This is a genomic window from Parabacteroides sp. APC149_11_2_Y6 (assembly GCF_054506995.1).
This window is the reverse complement of record NZ_CP173709.1, coordinates 4,655,873-4,678,524: the sequence shown is the minus strand read 5'-3', so window position 1 is coordinate 4,678,524 and position 22,652 is coordinate 4,655,873. Positions and strand designations below refer to the sequence as shown.

Annotated in this window: 14 protein-coding genes; 8 read left to right on the top strand and 6 right to left on the bottom strand. The window is 44.9% G+C overall.

Going from position 1 to position 22,652, the window contains the following annotated elements; translation table 11 throughout:
* Positions 1-268: 268 nt before the first annotated feature.
* Positions 269-1,669 carry a sugar porter family MFS transporter gene (locus ACGE0T_RS19195; protein WP_459188177.1) on the bottom strand — a complete coding sequence of 467 codons (1,401 nt, stop codon included), beginning with the start codon at positions 1,667-1,669 and terminating at the stop codon, positions 269-271.
* Between the two features lie 6 nt (positions 1,670-1,675).
* Positions 1,676-2,776 (bottom strand): DUF4434 domain-containing protein, encoded by a 1,101-nt coding sequence (locus ACGE0T_RS19190; RefSeq protein ID WP_459188176.1) that lies wholly within the window; start codon positions 2,774-2,776, stop codon positions 1,676-1,678.
* Positions 2,777-3,158: 382 nt separating this feature from the next.
* On the opposite strand from ACGE0T_RS19190, the gene ruvB reads away from it, so the two are divergent.
* On the top strand, positions 3,159-4,184 hold the full coding sequence (ruvB, locus tag ACGE0T_RS19185; protein WP_459190516.1) for a Holliday junction branch migration DNA helicase RuvB: 1,026 nt from the start codon (positions 3,159-3,161) through the stop codon (positions 4,182-4,184).
* A gap of 5 nt (positions 4,185-4,189) precedes the next feature.
* Positions 4,190-5,692 (top strand): oligosaccharide flippase family protein, encoded by a 1,503-nt coding sequence (locus tag ACGE0T_RS19180; RefSeq protein ID WP_459188175.1) that lies wholly within the window; start codon positions 4,190-4,192, stop codon positions 5,690-5,692.
* A gap of 2 nt (positions 5,693-5,694) precedes the next feature.
* On the opposite strand, the gene ACGE0T_RS19175 is transcribed toward ACGE0T_RS19180, so the two are convergent.
* Entirely contained in the window at positions 5,695-7,776 is a 2,082-nt protein-coding gene (locus ACGE0T_RS19175) for a sensor histidine kinase (protein ID WP_459188174.1), read from the bottom strand.
* Positions 7,777-7,966: 190 nt separating this feature from the next.
* On the opposite strand from ACGE0T_RS19175, the gene ACGE0T_RS19170 reads away from it, so the two are divergent.
* From ACGE0T_RS19170 to ACGE0T_RS19145, 6 genes are all read left to right on the top strand, one after another.
* Positions 7,967-9,322 (top strand): TIGR00341 family protein, encoded by a 1,356-nt coding sequence (locus tag ACGE0T_RS19170; protein ID WP_459188173.1) that lies wholly within the window; start codon positions 7,967-7,969, stop codon positions 9,320-9,322.
* An 11-nt stretch (positions 9,323-9,333) separates the two neighbouring features.
* Positions 9,334-11,475, top strand: a complete 2,142-nt coding sequence (locus ACGE0T_RS19165) for a S46 family peptidase (protein WP_459188172.1) — start codon at positions 9,334-9,336, stop codon at positions 11,473-11,475.
* A gap of 610 nt (positions 11,476-12,085) precedes the next feature.
* On the top strand, positions 12,086-15,028 hold the full coding sequence (locus ACGE0T_RS19160) for a fibrobacter succinogenes major paralogous domain-containing protein (RefSeq protein ID WP_459188171.1): 2,943 nt from the start codon (positions 12,086-12,088) through the stop codon (positions 15,026-15,028).
* Positions 15,029-15,139: 111 nt separating this feature from the next.
* Positions 15,140-15,907 carry a DNA-binding domain-containing protein gene (locus tag ACGE0T_RS19155; protein WP_459188170.1) on the top strand — a complete coding sequence of 256 codons (768 nt, stop codon included), beginning with the start codon at positions 15,140-15,142 and terminating at the stop codon, positions 15,905-15,907.
* Positions 15,908-16,301: 394 nt separating this feature from the next.
* Entirely contained in the window at positions 16,302-18,899 is a 2,598-nt protein-coding gene (locus ACGE0T_RS19150; RefSeq protein ID WP_459188169.1) for a histidine kinase, read from the top strand.
* Between the two features lie 9 nt (positions 18,900-18,908).
* Positions 18,909-19,664, top strand: coding sequence for a LytR/AlgR family response regulator transcription factor (locus ACGE0T_RS19145; RefSeq protein ID WP_459188168.1), 756 nt, complete (start codon positions 18,909-18,911; stop codon positions 19,662-19,664).
* A gap of 91 nt (positions 19,665-19,755) precedes the next feature.
* Here the strand turns inward: ACGE0T_RS19145 and ACGE0T_RS19140 are convergent, their stop codons facing one another.
* From ACGE0T_RS19140 to ACGE0T_RS19130, 3 genes are all read right to left on the bottom strand, one after another.
* Positions 19,756-20,523, bottom strand: a complete 768-nt coding sequence (locus tag ACGE0T_RS19140) for a DUF6599 family protein (RefSeq protein ID WP_459188167.1) — start codon at positions 20,521-20,523, stop codon at positions 19,756-19,758.
* Positions 20,520-21,674, bottom strand: coding sequence for a DUF362 domain-containing protein (locus ACGE0T_RS19135; RefSeq protein ID WP_459188166.1), 1,155 nt, complete (start codon positions 21,672-21,674; stop codon positions 20,520-20,522). The genes ACGE0T_RS19140 and ACGE0T_RS19135 overlap by 4 nt, the downstream gene beginning before the upstream one ends.
* Positions 21,675-21,756: 82 nt before the next feature.
* Complete coding sequence (locus ACGE0T_RS19130; protein ID WP_459188165.1) at positions 21,757-22,644, bottom strand: AraC family transcriptional regulator; 888 nt, start codon at positions 22,642-22,644, stop codon at positions 21,757-21,759.
* Positions 22,645-22,652 lie beyond the last annotated feature (8 nt).

Below are 22,652 nucleotides of genomic sequence, written 5' to 3'. Positions count from 1 at the left end.
GGGTGAAACAAAAAGTTCCAAGGTATGAAACTACTAGGGCAACAGAGGCCTTCGACTGTAAATGTGGTATTTCCGTTATTTTAAGTAATAACTTGTATTGAAAAGAATGGATTTCTCATAGGCATTAATATTTATGTTTAACAAATTTGTCTGTATATCCTTGTAAAGTAGAATGTAGAGTTTCTGGACTTTGTATTTCCGAAGACCGGAAATACAAAACCTGATTAGATTGATATATATAATAATTGAGAATCTATTATCTGTCAGACTATTTCTCCATCCAGTATCGTTCGATCTCCTCTAATGATTTTCCGGCAGTCTCCGGCATTAACTTCCAAACAATTAACATATAAGGAATACACATTACAGCAAACAGGAAGAATGTGCCTGATGGAGTAAGTGTTTGCAACATCCAGGGGGTAAGTTGCCCAATCAGGTAAGTCCCGACCCATAGTGAGAATCCTGCAATCGACATCGCCATTCCTCTGATTTTCATCGGATACATTTCTGAAAGGAAAACAAAAATCACTGCTGATATGGAACCCGCACAACAGAAAATATAGAACAGGAAGAATATTAATAGTATTACATTAGGAAGTCCGAGTGCTTCACCGTACATGAAGTAGAAACCGATTAGTACGAGCGAAAGCATCATTCCCGATACGCCAAAGTAAACCAAAGTTTTACGTCCTACCTTGTCTATAATCAACAGCGCTAATACGGTGGTCAGAATATTAACGACTCCGATTAAAATCTGATAGAAGAGGGAATCGCCTCCTGACAATCCGCTTTTTTCGAATATGGAAGGTCCATAATAGAGTACGGCATTGACGCCCATAAACTGTCCGAGGATGGCAATAGCTGCTCCGATTATTACAATTCTCAGAACTTTCGGGCTTGACAACATCTTCCAATTCGACTTTGTTTCGGATAGAATAACAGCTTCCGTACTGTTTAATTGGTTGATTGTTTCTTGTGGTGATTCATAAATCCGGTTCAGAATCTTAGTGGCTTCCAACTTTTTCTTTTTTAAAATCAACCAGCGTGGACTCTCTGGGATAAAAAAGATAATGATAAAAAATAATAGGGCTGGTATAGCTTCTACTCCAAGCATTCCGCGCCATACTTCCGATATAAATACTTTGTTCATCAGCAAACTTGCAAATTCGCCTCCCTGTTCCTTATTTATTAATAATAGATAGTTGACCAGATAGGCTCCGAGAAAACCGGCGGTTACTGCCAATTGATATAATGAAACCAGGCGTCCGCGATATTCAGCTATGGAAACCTCCGAGATATACAGTGGTGAAATAATGGATACGACGCCTATTCCAATCCCACCGATAATACGATAGATTACCAATTGATTGAAATCGGTAGAAAATGCACAACCGATAGCTGATGCTGTGAACAGAACTGCCGAGATTAGCATTGTCTTCTTCCTTCCGAACTTGTCGCTGAGGATACCGGCAAAAGCTACACCAATAATGGAACCGATCAGTGCACATCCTACATACCATCCCGTTTGCATGACATCCAAAGAGAAAAGACCGGATACCATTGCAATCGTTCCGGAAATTACAGACGTGTCGTAGCCAAAGAGGAATCCACCCAATGCCGCGACAAAAGATAGGAATACGATATAGTTGATATTTGTTTTTGATTCCATTGGACTTTATTTAATATCAAAATATTCTTTATATCTGTTATATAAGTTTCCTGCCTGTAGATAAGCAGATTGTGGACTCATGAAATGAGAAAATTCGAATGTGATGGCTTTATCATAGCCGGCCCGTTTGGCAGCTTCAAGTTTCATTCTGAGTTTATCGAATTTAATAGGCAGGAATTTGATGGGCATGTCACGGTCGAATGTTTCTGCATTTGTCCAGCATTTCATTCCGTATTTATCAGCCAGTTTTTTATTAACCGTGAAAAAAGCATCTAACTCATCATAATCGATATGTCCGTCCTGAAAAGCACAGGCATCTACTACATCATGGATACCGTCAAAAATCTCGTCCCATTCTTTTTCATGTTGCTGGATAGAAACCGCATCTGCTTTTGTCAGTGTAGAGCCACTGGCGGCAACCGCTTTTTTTCCGTCAATCCATGGAGAAATAAATGTAGGCAATCCTCCGGATACATCTTTGCATTGTTTGCCGATGGAGTGGAATGCACTGATTGCCCCTTTCGTTGCCCGGCTGATTTCTCCACTGATATACCATCCGCCGAAGCTTTTATGATGCTGTCCATATTTTTCCCAGACTTCATCTATTACGTATTTATTATCTTCCACTTCATGGCGCATATCTCCTGTATCCCAATAATAGCCGGAATCATACAGGCCGAAGTAGAATTTCATATTATATTTATCAGCCAGGCGGAGATACATGTCCAGTAAATCAACGGATGGCATGTAGCATCCTTTCTTTAATAAGTATTCGGAAGGGTAGGTGATAAATTTCCGGTATCCCGACCGTATCATGATAACAGTGTCGATACCGATATTTTTCATGTGGCGGAAATCCTGGTCCCATTCCTTTACTCCCCAATTCTGGTGAGGTATGTCGTGTGATATTTCATCCAGAAATGTTCCGGTAATTTTTAATCCGTTATTCTTTGGTATAATTAAGTTTCCTGTATTTTTGTCCATTGTCTCGGATGCATCATCAGGTATTCCGGAATTTGATGCACTGATAATTGATGGTGCTGCTAATACGGTGGAGCTTGTTAAAGCAGCTTTCTTTAAAAAAAATCGACGATTGATCTTTGTCATATTCTCTTTTTTTGTATCCATTGCACTTACAGGTAACCCTAAATAATTGGTATTCTGTATAGTTATGGATATTGGATTTTTATTTTAAAGCTAACAATATTTTTAAATACTATAATATTTACAGGAGTTAATTATTATTCTTGTATATTATATGTCGCAAATATAATTAATTATTTTATAAACTAAGTTGTATATACAAAAAAAATACAAATACTGGCAAGAAAATTGTATTTTTATGGTTTAGAGAAATATACATATGATAAAATCTGCTTTTTTAGGATGGGAGAGAGGAGATGAAAGGGAAAAGGGCTTCTTTTTTATTTAGCAGATATAAAGTACAGGGTATTTTATGTAAGTTTGCAAGTCAATGCAAAAAAATATGATGGAAGACGATTTCGATATAAGAGATGCAAAAATGCCTGAAAGCGAACGGGAGTATGAAAATGCTTTACGCCCTCTTTCTTTCCGGGATTTTAGCGGACAGGCAAAGGTGGTAGAGAACCTGAAAGTGTTCGTTATGGCAGCCCGAATGCGTAAAGAGGCATTGGACCATGTTTTGTTGCACGGGCCTCCCGGGTTAGGTAAAACGACCTTGTCGAATATTATAGCAAATGAGTTGAGCGTGGGATTTAAGGTGACTTCGGGACCTGTCCTCGATAAACCCGGAGATTTGGCAGGTGTATTGACCTCGCTGGAAAAGAATGATGTGTTGTTTATCGATGAAATCCACCGTCTAAGCCCGATTGTCGAAGAATATCTCTATTCCGCCATGGAAGATTACCGGATTGATATCATGATTGATAAAGGGCCGAGTGCCCGTTCCATCCAGATAGATCTGGCTCCTTTTACTTTGGTGGGAGCAACAACCCGTAGTGGGTTATTGACAAGCCCTCTTCGTGCACGTTTCGGCATTAATCTGCATCTGGAATATTATGAGATGGAAACGTTAACTAAAATCGTTCTCCGCAGTGCTGATATTTTAAATGTGAAATGTGAATTGAGCGCCGCTCGTGAAATCGCTTCACGTAGCCGTGGGACTCCGCGTATTGCCAATGCCTTGTTACGACGTGTCCGCGACTTTGCCCAGGTAAAAGGTTCCGGCGATATAGATAAAGCAATTGCTTGTTATGCACTGGAGGCTTTGAATATTGACCGGTATGGTCTGGATCAGATCGATAATAAATTACTAACAACGATTATAGATAAGTTTAACGGTGGTCCTGTCGGGCTTACTACCATTGCTACGGCTTTGGGTGAAGACCCCGGAACACTGGAAGAAGTTTATGAGCCTTTCCTTATAAAAGAAGGCTTTATCAAACGTACCCCCCGCGGACGCGAAGTGACAGAATTGGCTTATACACACCTCGGGCGTCAAAAAGGAAGTGAACAAGGTTTTTTATTTGATTGAAAATTATGGCAGGAGGAATGAAGCGGCTCGCAGGTGAGACCGCAATTTACGGTCTCAGCAGCATTATCGGAAAATTCCTGAACTGGATGTTGGTACCGCTGTATACACGTGTGCTGGCAACAGAAAGTGACTTTGGTGTTGTAACGAATTTATATGCCTGGACCGCTTTATTGATGGTGATTCTGACTTACGGAATGGAAACAGGATTCTTCCGTTTTATGAATAAAAAGGAGATAACTGTTCCTATGCGGGTATATGCTACAACGTTGTTCAGCCTTGCTTTCACATCCGTCATGTTTATGGTTCTGGTGTTTAGTGCCTTGAAACCTATCAGTTCTTTGATAGATTATGGCTCTCATCCTGAATATATCGGAATGATGGCAGGGATTGTGGCTGTGGACGCATTTTGTTGTATCCCTTTTGCTTTCCTGAGATACCAGGGAAGGGCTGTTCGCTTTGCTTCGATTAAGCTGCTGAATATATTCCTTAATATTATACTTGTCATATTCTTCTTGGTCGTATCTCCTTGGTTGTACGAACACGTGCCTGGCTTGGTTAGCTGGTTTTATGTGCCGGGGTATCAGGTCGGTTATATTTTTATTGCCAATGTGATTACAACGGCGGTAACCTTCCTGCTGTTAATTCCTGATATGATTCCGGGACTTCGTGAGAAAGTCAGCTTAGTACTTCTCAAGCAAATGTTGAAATACTCTTTTCCCATCTTGATATTGGGACTTGCCGGTATTTTTAACCAGACGGCAGATAAAATCGTATTCCCGTTTTTGTTTGATGATAAAGAGTATGCAACCACCCAGTTAGGTATTTATGGTGCCTGTTTCAAGGTCGCAGTTGTGATGGTGATGTTTATACAAGCTTTCCGTTACGCTTACGAACCGTTTATTTTTGCCAAAAACAAGAGTGAGGATAATACAAGAGCGTATTCGGAAGCGATGAAATACTTTATTATCTTTTCGCTGTTGATATTCTTGGGAGTCATGTTCTATCTCGATATTATTAAATATTTCGTGGCAGCAGAATATTATCCGGGACTCCGTGTGGTGCCGATTGTGATGATGGGTGAATTCTTTTTCGGGATTTATTTTAACCTGTCTTTCTGGTATAAGTTGATAGACCAGACACAGTGGGGGGCTTATTTCTCCACAATAGGATGCGTGGTAACCATTCTGATTATCGTCTTATTGGCTCCGGTTTACGGTTATATGGCATGTGCTTGGGCTTCTTTTGCAAGTAATCTGTTAATGATGATATTGTCTTATGTTATCGGGCAAAAGAAGTTCCCGATACAATATGATATGAAGTCTGCCTTGTTCTATGGCGTTTTGGCCGTATTGTTCTATTTTGCAGGTATACTGCCGGATATAGAATCCGAAGTCCTGAGATTATCTTACCGTACAGCCCTTTTAGTCGTATTTGTAGGCATTGTTATTTGGAAAGATTTGCCGCTGAGCGAACTGCCTTATATCGGAAAGAAGTTCAGGAAATCCTGAACTTATGCTGGTGGCTGAATAGGAAGCATCAGTATGAAACGAGCTCCGGTTGTGTATGTTGTATCCACAAAGATGTTTCCGTTTAACCGTCCTGCAATAATGCGGCAGAGGTAAAGCCCCAATCCGGTTCCCTGGCTGAAATCATCATTCTTGGTAAAACGGTCGAATACCCATTCCGCTTTTTCTGCCGGGATACCGCAGCCTGTATCTGTTACGGTTATATGCATAAAATTTTTATTCTCATCTGGATAATAAGCTAAAGTTATCTCTCCTTGTTCGGTGAATTTATTGGCATTGTCCAGTAGATGCGAGATAATCTGGTTGAAATAAGTCGGGTTTGTGTAAATCAAATCCCGGTTCTCGTCTCCTTCCAGCTTGTAGGTGATACCTTCTTTTTTCTGTATAAGCATCAACTGGTCCAGTTCGTGGCGGCAGAGTTGTCTGATATGAGCCGGTTCGAGAGGAAGCTCTTCGCTACTGCTATCCAGCCGGGCTATTATCAGGATATCATTCATCATGGAAGTGATAAGCGTACAGTTTGTATTTATAATCTTACTGAATTCCTGCTTTTCTTCGCTATCGAGGTCTTCATCCGTGATTAATTCGGCAAATCCATTGATTGCATTTAACGGGGTACGGACTTCATGGCATATATTTTTGATAAAAGCATTCTTCATCCGTTCGCTTTCCTGCGCTTTTTCGCTGGCGATTAAAACCTGCCGGTTCGACTCCTGTAGCTTTTTATAGAGCGTCTTGATTTTGTCGAGACGGAAGAATACATAGATAGCTGCACAAACGGCAAGAATAAACAACGCCAGGAAAAAGTATAGCTGTGCACGGCTTTTATGCAAATCCAGTTCCAAAGCCTTTTTCTCGATAACCAACTGGTCTACATTCTTTTTTATTTCAAGGTCTTCCACCCGGTTGTCCATGTTTTTGAGACGGACAGAATCCAATAAAGCCGCATATTCTTTATGGGTATAAAGCGCTTCTTTATACATTTGGACACTATCCAGAAAGTCTGTTTTCTCTTTCAGGGTGAGGACTATATTATCCGTAAGGTCATGATTCAGGTCATTATTGCGGAAGTAATAAATTACTGAATCGCAATAATCTGCCGCTTCCTTGAATTTACGTATGGACTTATAATAGTTGAGTGAAGTGAAATAGCGGTCGTATTCTTTGGAGAAAGCCGCATCTTCCGGATAATTTTTATTCAGGTCCATAAATGTGCGATAGTAGGTGGTTGCGATGTCCGAACCCAGTACCGGAGCTGAAAGCGCTAATACGGAATATGCATTCAGCAAATGCCTTTTGGAAACATAGGGGCGCTTTTTCATTTCTTTTGTGGCTGCATATTCTTTTTGCATATTTAAATACCGGAGTGCATATTCAGCCTGTGTTTTTGCATCGGGACTCATTAGAGAAAGGATATTGAACGGGTTTAAACGGAACAGGTAAGAATGTTCCAATGGGATATTGTCTGATAAGTCAATCAGATTATTAAAGAACCGGCAGGCTTTTTCATAGTATTCTTTCTCTTTTCCCGGCTCGACATAATTGGTATAAACCATACCGAGCAGGTAATTGATAGACATTTTTTCGAGAGCGGATAAATCCTTTCCGGTTTCCAGCTTAATCTGATAGTTTTCAATAATACGTTTCCTGTCTTCTCCCTGTGTATAATACATCACACGGGTATCCATGATTGTTTTCATGTAAGTGATAAGGAAATCCCTGTTTTTGCCTTTTAAGTCCTGTTCTGCTTTGCTGAGGTAAACGTTGGCGCTATCTTTAATATCTTTGTTTACATAATATCGCAGGATTTCGGTTAAAGCCGCTTCTTTATAATAATCGTTGTTTTGCTTTAATGCTTCGTGGTATAATTGTTTGGCGTAATCTATTTGTTCTTCCTGCCGGGACAGGTCCATCAGGTTTGTTAATGTCTCCAGTTTGGCAGAGATGGAGGTCGCTGCTTTTAATGCAATTTGGAGCGAATCTTTTGTAGTTGCATTAGCAATAACGGCAAAAGAAGGCAGTAAGAAAATTGCAAATATGATAAAGCAGCTATTTTTGTTATTCATAATTTTTTACAGCAGTTGAGTTTGAATTTGAGCAAAGATAGCGAATTTCAATCATCATGGGAGTTGTCGGGAGAATATTTCATTGGCGATTCTAATTTTTTATTTCGCAATACTATTTCTATCTTTGTGCAGTTTAGACAATGGATGCGTAAAGCCTTAGAAACAGGTATTATTAAATAGAGAAGTTAAGATGGAAAACGGGTTGCTGCACAAGCAAATCAAAGATTTCTTCGTTCGTAATTTTGATGTTCGCCAAGAGAAAGAAGATGAACTTGAAACGATCGAATCCATAAAGAAAGGGATTGAATTTAAAGGTACGAACCTTTGGGTTCTCATTTTTGCAACGTTTGTTGCCTCTCTGGGATTGAATACCAATTCGACTGCGGTGATTATCGGTGCCATGCTTATTTCTCCTTTGATGGGGCCGATTATGGGTTTCGGCCTGGGGCTGGGAATATTTGATTTTGATTTGATTAAGCGCTCCTTCCGTAATTTCGCAACTGCAACGGTTTTCAGTATTATTACTTCCACTCTTTTCTTTTTGATTTCTCCCATTAGTGAGGCACAGAGCGAACTTCTTGCCCGTACACAGCCTACGGTATATGATGTCCTGATTGCTTTCTTCGGCGGATTGGCGGGAATTGTAGCCAGTTCGACAAAGAGCAAGGGAAACGTTATTCCGGGTGTGGCAATCGCAACCGCATTGATGCCTCCTCTTTGTACGGCAGGTTTCGGTTTGGCAAGCGGGAATATGTATTATTTCTTCGGAGCGCTTTACCTGTTCTTTATCAATTCCGTATTTATCAGTCTGGCTACCTATCTGGTGGTTCGTGTGCTGAAATATCCGAAGAAGGTATTCCTGGATAAACAAAGGGAAAAGATTGTAAGCCGGTATGTCGGTATAATTGTATTCTTCACGATAGTACCCAGTATCTTTTTAAGTTATAACTTGATACGAAGCAGCTATTTTAATACGCGTGCCTCCCATTTTGTGGTGGAAGAACTTAACTTCCCGAATACACAGATATTGAATAAGGTGATAACCGATACCAGCGATAAAAGGGAAATACGTGTTGTACTGATAGGGGAGAATGTACCGGAAACAATGATTGATAACGCCCGTGTCAAGTTGCCTAAATACGGACTGAAAGATGTATCCTTGGTCGTACAGCAAGGATTCGGCCAGGAAACCGATATTAATGAGCTGAAAAGCCTGTTGATGAAAGACCTGTATAAAAACAGCGAGGAAGTTTTGCGTAACCAGGCCATCCAGATAGATTCCCTGAAAAGGAACCTGGATGTTTATCAGGGCTATGACCGCCTGACCACAGAACTGATACCGGAAATAAAAGTCCTTTTCCCCTTCGTGCAGGAGGCCTCTTTATCCCGGACTTATTTAATGAGTACCGACAGCATTAAACCGGACATGGTGATGTTAGTCTACTTAAAGAGCAAAACGAGAGTGCATGAAGCGGAGCAGAAGAAAATCAAAGAATGGTTGGCTGCCCGTATAGAAACGAAGAATATCAAGTTAATAATAGAATAATCAGAGAAAGAATGAATTTAAAGAAAAGGTTGTGGGCAGTTGCGCTATGCTTGATAGCTGTCGGACAAGTACATGCCGATGAGGGTATGTGGGTGTTGAAGGAATTAAACAAACAGAATCTCGAAAGGATGAAAGAACTGGGATTTACCCCTTCCTACGAGCAACTCTACAGTGAAACAGACCCTTGTGTGGCGAATGCCGTGGTTATATTCGGCGGCGGATGTACAGGTATTACCGTCTCTAATGAAGGTTTAATTTTTACCAACCACCACTGTGGCTTCGGTTCTATCCAGCAATTGAGTAGTGTGGAACACGACTATTTGAAGAATGGTTTCGTTTCCCAGACAAAAGAAGAGGAACTTCCCGTTCCGGGATTGAAAGTCCGCTATCTTCGCGAAACGGTAGATGTGAGCGACCGTATCAACTCGGAAATAGGTTCCATTAAAGAAGAGCATAAGCGTTTGGCGGCAGCCGACTCTATCGGACGCGTTATTGCCGATTCCATCGGAAACAACGAATTCCGTGCAGCCGATGTCATCCCGTTCTACAACAATAACAAATACTTCCTAATCGTTTATGATGTATTCAGAGATGTCCGTATGGTATTTGCTCCGCCCAGCTCGGTTGGTAAGTTCGGTGGTGATACCGACAACTGGATGTGGCCGCGTCATACGGGAGACTTTTCCGTATTCCGTGTGTATGCCGATGCAAACAATCAGCCTGCCGAATACAGCAAGGATAACAAGCCCTATACTCCTAAATATGTAGCGGAAGTATCTTTGCAGGGCTATAAGGATAAAGATTACGCTATGACAATCGGTTTCCCGGGAAGCACAGACCGCTATTTGTCTTCATGGGGTGTGCAGCAACGTATCGAGGATAGCAACAAGCCTCGTATCGAAGTGCGCGGTATCAAACAGGCTATCTGGAAAGACGCCATGCTTGCCAGCGATGCGGTTCGTATTAAATATGCCTCTAAATATGCAGGCAGCTCCAACTACTGGAAGAACTCCATCGGTATGAACAAAGGGCTTGCCAACCTGGATGTGGTAGACCGCAAACGCAAGGAAGAAGCCGACTTCGCTGCCTGGGTGGCACAAAGCCCGGCGCGTCAGGAAAAATACGGTGAAGTGTTAGGCCTGCTTGAAAAAGGCTATACCTCGACCAACGAATACAGAAAAATAGCTACTTATCTGGGCGAAGCCTTTATGAGCGGAGCGGAAATCGTTCGCTTGGCACGTATGATACAGAGCGTAGATGTGAAAGGCTCCAAACCTGAAGAAATCGATGAATTTCTGGAAGGTCCGCTGAAAGACTTCTACAAAGACTATGAGCCTACTCTCGACCAGAAAGTGCTGGCAGCCATGATGAAAATCGTAAAAGAACGTGTTCCTGCCGAACATTTGCCGGATATCTACGCAAAAGTAGACAAGAAATACAAAGGTAATTACGAGAAATATGCTGCCGACGTATTTAAGAAAACAGGCATCCTTTCCTACGACAACGTAGCCAAGATGCTGAAAGAACCGAAATTGTATGCGAAGCTGAAAAAAGACCCGGCAGCCGAATTAAGCCTGTCCGCCCTGATTTCCATCTTCGAACTGCAACAAATGACGGGAGATGCTTACTATGATATTGAAAAAGGCGAACGTCTCTATTTTGCCGGTTTGAAAGAAATGTATCCGGAAAAGGCACTGCCTTCCGATGCAAACTTCACCATGCGTCTGAGCTATGGTTCCGTAGGCGGCTACCGTCCTTATGATGCAGCATGGTACGATTATTATACGACGCAAAAGGGTGTCTTCGAGAAAGAAAATCCCGAAAGCGACGAGTTCTGGGTACAACCCGAAATCCTTGAATTGCTTCGTAGTAAAGATTTCGGACAGTATGCCAACGAAAAAGGCGACTTGCAGCTTTGTTTCTTATCCAACAATGATATTACCGGCGGTAACTCCGGTAGTCCGGTATTCGATAAGAATGCCCGCCTTATCGGTCTTGCTTTCGACGGAAACTGGGAAGCGATGAGTGGTGATATAGCCTTCGAACCGGATTTGCAGCGTACCATCAGCGTAGATATCCGTTATGTACTTTATATGATTGATAAATGGGGTAAATGTCCTCGTTTGATTAATGAATTGAAATTGGTTAAGTAAATATAGAGGGGCACTTCACTTCATTGGTAACGTCCCCTTATTGATTTCCCTTCTAAAAGCCGGCACATCTCCTAAATAATAGGGGAGGATGTGCCGGCTTTTTTTGTTAGTTGTACTATTTAGACCATATCTTCCCTTCTGCAAGCAAAAGAGATAAAATACAATGCCTTCCCATCGGAGAATTCCTGAAAGGATGTACTAAGTTCTCTAAAGACTAAGTTAAATCAGGGTAAAATAAAAAATATCGTGCCGTGAAAGCTGTTAAGAATCATATATTCTCGGCTTTTGATCATATTGTCATACGCATTAATCATTAAAAATCAAAGGATTATACGATTAATATGTTGTGATATCTTTATATATTTGTTCCGTTTAACGTAGTCTTTAGAGTACTTATATAATAAATCACTCAATTAAATGGTCATCAAGGATGAATCGGACACCTCAAAGAACCAGGTTTACGGATAACGTGGATTGAGCAGATTGGGACGGATAAGAATAATTTTTAAATCCGTTTATATCCGCCTAATCCGCGTTATCCGTAAACCTGGTTCTTCAATACGTTTAAGAAATAGGGTAATAACAAACACAAACGACAATATATATGAAGATGAAAACGAAACTACAAGGTCTATGTCCCTCTATCAGACCGGTACGGGCACTTGCGGCAAGCGTATACCTGCTTGCTGCCGTGCTGCTTGTTTCCTGTACGGCAGAAGCTGACAAGACAGACCGCACATCCGCAGAAGATACGGGCAGTGCAAACAAACGTGAGGTACTTCTTTCTTTTAAGAACAAGCTCACAGTGAAAACAACCAAGGCAAAGACAAAAGCAGATGCTCCCATTGCCACCGAAGCAGAGAATGAAATCGCAACACTCGATGTCTATGTATTCGGGGCTAAAGCGGAAGGCGATGCGTATACCTTCCGCGAACGGTTTGCCTACCGGCAGGACGGCTCGGCACTTCCGGCAGGAGCGAAAGAACTCAACCTTACACCAAGTGCGGACAATGCTACTACTACAGCATTGTTGGAACTCCCAAAAGGCTTGTTTGTCCGTCTTTACTGCATAGCCAACCAAACAGACTTGGTGAATCCGGTCGATGGCAACCCGGTAGCAGATACCTATTTCACTCCACTTACTTACGATATAGAAACCGGACTCCTGACAGACGGTATCCCCACCGAGCTACAGTTTCAGAAATACCATTCCCCATTACTAACCAATGCCGGAGAGGCATTAGGGGTATCCCTCCCAATGACTGGCGCACAAACTACACCTATAGATTTGACAGACTTCGGTTCCTCAGCCCGTGTGCAGGTAGGCTTTAAGCTGACCCGTACAATGGCTCGCTTCGATATAAGCAATATAGAGGCTGACTCTAAGTTCCATCTGGAATCCATTTCGATGGGGAACGGACGGAGAGGGGCTACTTTCTTCCCGGTTAAAGTATATGGCAATGCTGTGGCAGCAGACGGCGAACTTATTACCTATCCGACACGTGCTTTTGAGGGCGATAAAGCCAATACAGGCTTACAGGTATCCGCTTTCTATAGTTATCCAAGCCTGTTGGAAGATGAGGGCTACCTGATTCTGAACGGTAGCTACCGGGTAAACCAAACAGAGACAAAAGAGGTATCTTATCAAATCCCTTTCAAGCAGCAAACCGCTGACGGAGGCTTAGTTGAGCTGGAAATCAACCCCAACCACCGGTATACTGTCGGTATCACCAAAGCAGACGAATACAACCTGGACTTCACTTTGGATGTAGCCGAATGGGACGAAGGCGGTAGCTTGGACGACTATAACCCCGAGATAAGCGGAGGTGACTACAGCCTGACCGTTACCGTAGCCGACCCCTTAAAAGATAAGATAACTTATGATGACGCCGCCCGTATGGTAACCATGAAAACCCTGACAGATGGCGATAGCTTTACAGTAGAAGTAAATGCATCGAAAGAGCCAGAGCTGAAGAAAAGCTATGTAGGCAGCCAAGCCGCCCAGCAATGCGACTGGCTGGAAGTAAGCGCCGCAACCCCTGTTACCAAATCCACGGTATCCGGCTATCAATATACAGTATCCCTGAAGCCGGGTTATGATAAGGGTGAATACCCCAAAGCTGTTCTGCGCTTTATGGATAGTGCAAGTGCTACCGAATCTGCCGTTTCGGTTTCCATCCCTTTGGAAAAGCCCGCCTTGTCATCACCGGAAGCCGTTACGCTTCATGCAGAGGCAAACAACGAAATCCCAGAAATAACTATTACCGGGCAATGTTTTGGCGGTTCCGAGATAAGTGGTCCCGACTGGCTGACCTATGAAACCACGGAAACAGATGAAGAAACCTTTTCTTATAAAGTACAGCTTATCCCGTCCCTGACCGGTTTTCCTGAATCAGTGCCTGCGGAACAGACGCTGACAATTACCAATAAAGGAGCCAAGAGTCTGACAACAACAGTAAAAGTTCGTTTTACTGAAGCGGAACCCTGGACAAGCCTTTCAGGATATACCGACGATAGCGGGCACGACCCCGAAAAGGGCTACCGTGTAACCCCAGCGGGCAAAACCCTGACCATCTCTTATTATAGTATGTTTGCCCAACCCAAAAGCATCTCTTCGGAAGTCAGTTATGACCCGACTTATTGTACCGGCTTAAACGGGGGAGATAGCTGGCTGGGCAATACAACCTATACGGGCAAATCAATTGGGGAAAACCGCCGTAAAGAGACCTACACTGTCCAGGTAACATCTTCCAAGGGAATCGATGCAGGATACCAGCTTCATAAAGCAACGCTACAGCTCAAGCAAGAGGGTACGGAAGTTAAATCCTATACCATCTGGCGTGGTGCTTCTTATGTGGGTTATCCTATAGAAAACGGTTCCGCCCCTTATTACTCGGCAGTGGAAATCGAAGGGTTGTATTGGGCTCCTGTTAATTGCGGTGCCAAGCAAATCTCCAAAACAGTTCAGACAGATGGCGTAGCCGGTAATGGTTACCTGTATCAATGGGGACGTAATATGCCTTTGACATATAATAATGATGCTACGGATATTTATACCGGTTCCGGCTGGCCTTCCAGCCCTGAAGAGAGTTTGCTGCCTCCTTATGCAGGGAAGTTCATCAAAAGAAACAGTAGCAACGACGATGACTGGTTAAATTCCGGTCATCTGGATGACCTTTGGACGTTTGCCAAAGGCAGTGACAATCCCAATAACCCTTGCCCTAAGGGGTGGCGTATCCCAACCGGCGGTAACGGTACTTCCGGCGAATGGGGTAAATTGGTGGGCAAGGGAAGTAACAATGGTTCTACCGACAACTGTATCCTCACAATTCCCGGAAGTAATGGTATTAATTTGGTTTTGCCTGCTACGGGTCTTCGGGACTTCATTGGCGGTTCGTCCCTCAGTCAGGGTTCCAGCGGCAATTACTGGTCGTCGTCGGTTCCGTCCGGTAGTATGTTGCCCCGTAGCGCGTACTTCTACTATTATGGTACGTTGGACCAGGGCACGGACTCCAGGGCGTGCGGCTTCTCCGTTCGGTGCTTGCAGGAATAGGCAGGCGAACTGCCTGCCTATTCGCTTCTTTAATTCATTAGTATATATAATCTGGGAATACCATTTTCCCATAACATATTTATTTATTCATCATTTAAACAAATCTACCGTATGGCAGCAAACTACAAATGGTTCTTTGACCTTGAAGAGTACACAATGACAAAGGACGTGAAAGAAGATTACATAGCAAAAGTGAAAACACTCAAGTCGTTAACTATCGAAGGCGTGGCTAATGCCATCGCTGCTGAACGTACGGAATACCGCCCGGAAACGATTGTGAATATCTGCAACCTGGTAGACGAGAAAATCCGCCAACTGGTCTGTCAGGGCAATACGGTGGTAACCGGCTCGGCATTGTATTCGCCATCCATCACCGGACTGCTTATCGGCACTACGGGAGCGATAAACCCGGATATCAACAAATGTATAGTAAATGTGGCTCCTTCGGCAGCCATGCGTGCCGAGGTGGCAAAGGTAACCCCTGAGTTTTCGGGGAACGTGAAGAACCTGGGAGGTGCACGTATCAGCCTTGTAAAAGATGTGACCACGGGCTTGACCGACGGCACCATCACCCCGGGCGGTATGCTGGACGTTACAGGTTCTAAAATCAAATGTGTCAATGCCGACGGCACGGGAACCGGTACGCTTAAACTGATAAAGGAAAGCACACAGGCAGTAGTCGCCACCATTACCACCTTCGGTATCAACGACCCGAGCCGCCTGATGTTTACCCTCCCTGCCTCACTGGGGAACGGACGCTACAGTTTGGAACTCGAAACCTGGTATAGCAACTCCACCACCCTGCTGAAAGAACCCCGCACCCTTGTCTACCCATTCACATTGATGGTAGGCGATGGCGAGAAGCCGGAAGAGTTATAAGGCAACCCGCTATATAAATAATTTTGTCAAAAAGCTATTACTGAACGCAGATGACGCAGAACACGCAGATTTACGCAGATTCTTTATTGAAAAAATATGGTCTGCGTAAATCTGCGCTCTGTCTGCGTAGTCTGCGTTCCCTAATATATGTATTTGGTACATCCCTCTAATATCTGCGTCTACCATCGCCGCCACCCCACGTCTACCGTAGACGGCGTTCGGCGTCTGCTGTCGCCGGCGCCCTGCGTTTATCATCGCCGCGCCTCGGCGTCTGCCGTCGACGGAAGAAGGAATACTCATCCAAAACCGCTATCCGCTCATTTACATACAGCCATTCAACCTTTATAAGATACTTTCGGAAGGTAATTAAATTATTCATCTTATTTTTACAGGTATGAAAACAGTATGCTTACTATTTCTTCTTTTTCTGGTGCAAAGCGGTTTCGCGGAAACATCCGCTCCGTATACGCCAGACTCCCTGAAAAAGGGCGACAGGGTAGCCATCGAGTCCGTCCACTACTATCCCTACATCGCTCCGGGGCTGCGGGAGGAACTGCCCTGGCGAGTTGAGAACATCCGGAGAGTTATCTTTCAGGCTACCGTGGCGGATGTAAATGACGATGCCCTGACCATCGACTACACCCTCAAGAACCTGTACGACTGCCGGAACGATAACGCAAAGCCGGGCTTTTACTATTTCGACAGCCGCTACCAACAAGACTTCGCTATCGAGGGCAGTGTGCCGGACAAACCAGTCTTGAGCGTCACCTACGACCGGAAAAGCCGGAACGCGCTTACCGTCGACAATGCGAACACCTCTTTTTCCTATTCGAAAGTCTATGTCCCCTTCGGAGTGAGGCAGGAAGGACTGTCCGCCTATCCCGAAACAACCGTCCGCGACTCGGTAAACCTCTCCGAACTACTTATCCCGGCAGCAAAAGGCCTGCTGACCGGATGGAAGAACGACGGAACCATCCAACTCACGTCGGAAGCACGGGTTATCGAGGCCTCGTTCGCACTGCCTCCGAATACGGAATTTACCTGTAGCTTCTTCAACCTCGAAACCGGCAAGAACGCAACCGTCCATAAGAAACTGTTTATCCCTTACCCGACCGAATACGAAGTGGGCAAATATACGACCATGCTGCTTACCCCGGGCGATTGCATTACACAAGACCAGAAAGCCTTTGAAGAAGCGCACGTTACCCGTTTCCTTGGACGGGGCAGCGAGCAAAACAACTTGCGCTACGGTTTGCCGCAATTCGGCAACCTCTTCGAGTTCGACCTCTCTTCCCCCGAACAGTTCAAAGAAGCCTTCCAGCAGCGCGAAACCCTTTTCCGGACCGCCCTGAAGGAAGATTCCGGGAAGATGGACCCGTATTGGCGAAGGACGTTCGAAATCAATGAAAAGTATCTGCAAGCCGCATTCGTCCTGCGCCAATACATGCAAGCCGCCAACAAGGATATCTGGCTGAAAAGCGGTTTGCCTGACTGGCAAGCTCCTTGCTTTGCATCGCTCAATCCGCTTATCGACTATGCATACGAGTTGAAAAATATGGGTGCTGCGCATTACGGCTATTTCCTCTATACCTATGCAGCCTATAAAAAACAGGAACTCAAAGCGGATAACCTGAGCCTGAACAAGCAGAAAAAGCTGACCCCGCAGGAAGATTACGGGCTAAACAAGCAAATCTTCTCCGGTTATCCCAAATATCTGGTCAGTGCAGTAAACCTGATGGAACTGACGGGCGAAAAGATGTTCTATGAGCTGGAAGACGATTATAACGATTTCATCGCCTCCTGCCCGGATACATCCCTGACAAACAGGTTGAGGAACCTGTACGACAAGCTGGCTCCTTTCGAGTCCGGAAAGAATATCCGCGAATCCGGTCTTATGATAGCCGACAGCCTGCCTCTGGTGAAGGGGAGCGACCGGAAATACATCCTGCTGTTTTTATCGACCGGCAATGGGCTTAGTATTCCGAACCTCCAGAATGCCCTCGACTTGCAGCAACTGCTTAAAAAAGAAGGGCTGGCATCTACCGTGAAGCTCGAAATGTATGCGCGTTTCTCCCCTCAGAACACCGAACGGGTGAAGCCCTATAAAGCGATTCCCGAAGAACAGAAACGGTACTTGAATTATAAACTGGGTACCGGTCCCCTTACCGTCCTGATGCGCGAAGACGGCACAATCCTTTACCGGAGGTTCGGCGATTTGAACATAAAACCAATCCTCGGGCTGGTACAAAAGGATTTGAAAGGCGATTCGTCCGGAGATTTTATGAAAGGGTTCAAGGAAGGCGTGCTGGGGTCGCTGCTGGTCTGCGTCCTTATCGGCATTGTCTACTACATGCGGACGAAAAACAAGCAGAAGCGGGAGCAACGCCGCCGCCATATCAGCGAACTCGAACTCCGTGCCATCCGTTCGCAGATGAACCCGCATTTCATCTTCAATGCGCTGAGCTCCATACAGAACCTGATTAACCGCTCGGCAAACGAGGAAGCTAACGAATACCTGATAGACTTCTCGCGCCTGCTCAGGAAAGTGCTGGCCACCTCGGAAAAGAAACTGGTTACCCTGTCTGATGAAATCGAACAATTGCAGTTGTATTTGAAGCTGGAACAACTCCGCGTCCCCTTCTCTTACTCGCTGACGGTCGGCAGCAATATCGAACCGGATGTGGTGGAGATTCCGGGAATGCTGATACAACCGTTTGTAGAGAATGCCGTAAAGCACGGAATTGCACCGCAGGGCAAGGGGGAAATCACAATTCGCTTATCTTTGCAAAACCAGTTGCTGGTGATTGATATAACGGACGACGGCCCCGGGTTCGATGCCAAGGCAGACGAAGGTTTCGGCATCCGTGCGATTACCAGCCAATTCGAGATATTGAAAACATTGTATAATACGGAAATCGGCATTACAATCGAGAACAGGCAGGAGAAAGAGTCTGTGTCCGGTTGCCACGTCCGCTTATCCATCCCTTTATAAGATGAAACTATGGATACGAAACTGACCGCAGCAATTGTAGAAGACGAACAGGCAAACCGCGAGAACTTGCTCCGCATGCTCGGAACCTGTTGTCCGCAGATTAAAGTAGTAGCTATTTGCAGCTCGGTTGCGGAAGCCCGTATCCTTCTGCCAGAAACAAAACCGGATATCCTTTTCCTGGATATCCGGCTGGGGGGCGATACCGGATTCTCCCTGCTGGAAAGTCTCCGGGACATCTCCTTTGAAGTTATTTTCGTGACGGCCTACGACAGCTATGCCATTCAGGCCATCCGTTTCAGTGCGCTCGATTACCTGCTGAAACCGGTCGATTCGACTGAACTGATTCATGCGGTGGAGAAAGCCGTGCAGATTATCCTCCGCAAACAGGAAAATAAACGGATGCAAAACTTGTTGCAGAATACCCGTACCCTGGACAAGCAAAAGAAAATAGCCCTCTCGGTTGCCGATAAGATAGAGTTTGTGGAGATTGGCTCCATTGTCCGTTGCGAGTCGGAAAGCAACTACACGACCTTCTACCTGAAATCCGGGGAAAAGCTGATTGTATCTAAAACGCTCAAGGAATTTGACGAACTGCTGACCCCCTATAACTTCCTGCGTGTACACCAATCCCATCTGATAAACCTCGACGAGATAAAAAGCTTCATCAAATCGGACGGCGGGTATATCCGGATGAAAGACGGCTCTTCTGTCAGCATCTCCCGCCAACGGCGCAATTATGTGATGGAGGTTTTATCACGCCTTTGACCATTCATGGAAATACGGCTGCCGGGTTTATTGTGGAACGTGCCGATACAGAGAAGGGGCGCATAGGTGAAAGCTCCAAATGATAAAATTGTCAAAACCCGAATCCCCCGTGGTCATCCGCTTCTTCTTCCTCCGTCTCTTTTCCTTGCAGGTACAGGAATGTATCGCCGGATGAGAGAATATCGGATACCGGTATTTTCGCTTTTAGCTTTTCGACCTCTTTTTCTTCTTTCACGCAAATCAATGCTTTATAGCTGTTGGCAGGTTTTTCCGCTATAAACCATACCTCTGTATAAGCAATATCTTTCAGTAGTTGGGAAAGGGAGGTGCTGACTCCTGAAACGGAAATCGGTCCACGTAGCAGTTTCAGTTTGCCGGAATAGGGGGGAGTCAATCCTAATGCTTCCGGTATTCGGGGATTGTCTTTCCCGTCCATTGGTGCGTAGATACGGATAAGCTCATCCACTTTACTTTTGGCGGCATCCGAACCGGAGGGGAATACTATGGAGATATACCGGTTGCCGGCCACAGCCTGCAATTGGTAAGGGGAAAGGCAATCGATGCATCCCTGCATATCCGCCCGCGAGCATTTGAAGATATGCAGGGAATAGATACCGAACGCATCCTCGGGGGTTGGCATGTCGTAAATATCGATGGTATATTCTTCCCCCTGATATACGATGTCGCGGGTCACTAATTTACTGACTCCGTATTCGAGGAACTGGTCGGCTCCGCCATTCATAAAACCGTATAATCCTGCCCCGGTGAATGTCCGTTCACGTTTTACTTCCGGCTCCTGTGCAAGCAGGAATGCGGGAGCGCATACTAAGAGTGCCAATCCTAATAAGAAATGTTTCATGCCTGTAAGTTTATTTCCGTCAGTTCGATTTTATCTTTATCCGCAATGCCTAAATCCAGTTTCTGGGCAAGTTCCATAAAGGCGCGTGCACCGGCTTTTTCTTCCTGCTGTATCCCTTCTTCCATACGTTTGGCAATGACAAGGTCGTAGCAGATACGGTCTACCGCAACCGGGTCGGAACCTACGATAAGAGTGTTGTAATGGCAGATAAACTGCGGATTGGCAGAAGGGCCGCCATCAAAACAACCTGTCAGCCCATCGGCAATATTCAGCACGACTTTATCACGGAGCGGGGGAAAGGCGCAAGCCTCGGCACATGTATTATGCCACATGGCACCATGCAGGCGTGCCGTATTGGAGATAGAGCCGAAAGCGAGGTTCTTCATGCAGACAGTAATCGTGGTACCTGCATTTTTAACGACAGGCACGTTGATGATTTTAGTAACCTCCTCCGTGCATATTTTGGTGAAATAAGAGTGTTTGCCGCCGTTTATCATATAGGGCATGGTATAGGCATCATATTCGCCTTCCAGATCTACGTAATAAGATTGCCTTTTGTCTATCCGGTCTTCACTGTAGAATTTGCCTTCGGCATTGATGTAGCTGCCGTTTTCGTCCTGGTATTCGGTACCGGTAATCCGGATGCCGGGGTATCGGTCGGAAGTAAAGCCGGATTCTTTCAGGTCGGCTTCACGGCGGTCCCAGATAACAAGCCGGTCACGGGAGATTCCCGCCTCCTCCAACTGCCGGATAATGGCTTGCGTGACGGCATGCGAGGTAGAAAGCAGTTTTCCGGCTATCGGGTTTACTTTCAATCCGATGATATCTTCAGGCGTTACAAATTCCAGCCAGGCGTCTTTCAGGTTGCTCTTTCCGGTAAGCCGGAGCATGGATGTTTTCAGCATTTCGTAGGCAACCGCATCGGAAGGCTTGCCGTCGACGATGCTTTCCGGGTGGAAGGTTTTAATGACTTTACCCGGATATTTTCCCGGCATGGAGTTTTTTGTACGGGGAATGGCGAGGGCATCCTTGATGTTGGTTTCAGGCTTTTCAGGTGCCGGTATCTCCGGTGCGGCAGCTTTAACGATAGGAGAGAATGCAGCCGTTACGCCGCCCAATGCGATGGATTTGAAGAAGTTTCGTCTTTGCATGGTTTTCTGTATTTATGATCATTTTAAGGAATGAAAGAAGTTCGTAAATGTATGAAAAATAGCTTATTTGACGAATGAACCATCATCCTTTTTTCATCTTTTTGTATTCCCGGGGCGACATTTCCATTATTTTGCTGAACAGGCGTGAGAAATAGTAGGTGTCTTCTATTCCTATCTTATAGCATATCTGGTTTATTTTCATATCGGTGAAGTCCAGCAGTTGGCAAGCTTTCTGAATCTTTAGCTGGTTGAAATAGGCCAGAGGGGCATATCCGGTCCGTTTGCTGAACAGGACGGAGAAATGGGAGGATGAGTATCCGGTGTGTTCCGCTATTTCCTGTAAGGTCAGCTTTTTCTCGATATTCTCCCGCATGAAATGGATGGCGGCCGTTACAATATCGTTCTTTTGTTCTTCGTTGCGTGCCACATCCCGGTATTGTTGCAGGTAACGGAGTGTACCCAGATAATGGTAGAAGATGGAACAGGCATATAGCAAGTTCTCGTGGCTGTATCCCATCTCCAGTGTCCGGAATATTTCTTCGAATAAGTCGATGCGGTTGCTGATGCGTGAATTGATGCCGGGCTTGATTTCTATAGGGCGGGTGGAGAGCTTTCCGAAGTGGGCCGCCAGTTTCCCTTTGAAGTGAATCCAGTAAATAGTCCATGGATCATTTTCGTCCGCCCCGTATGCATGTCCGATTCCTGCTGGCAGGATGAAATACTGGTTCGCTGTTACGGTATATTCGTGTCCGTCCACTTTATACCAGCCGGCGCCCTCCATACAATAGATGAATACAAACTGGCTGATAGGTTCTTTCCGCTCCCTGAAATGGTGCCATGCTTTCGGATAATAACCGATGTCCGTAATGTGGAGAATGGATGAGAATGGGTCATTTTCCATCTCTTGTACGATTGATTGGGGAAGCACGAGCGCTCGTTCGCCGCTGAAACCGTCTTTTCGTTTTATCATATCTGTAG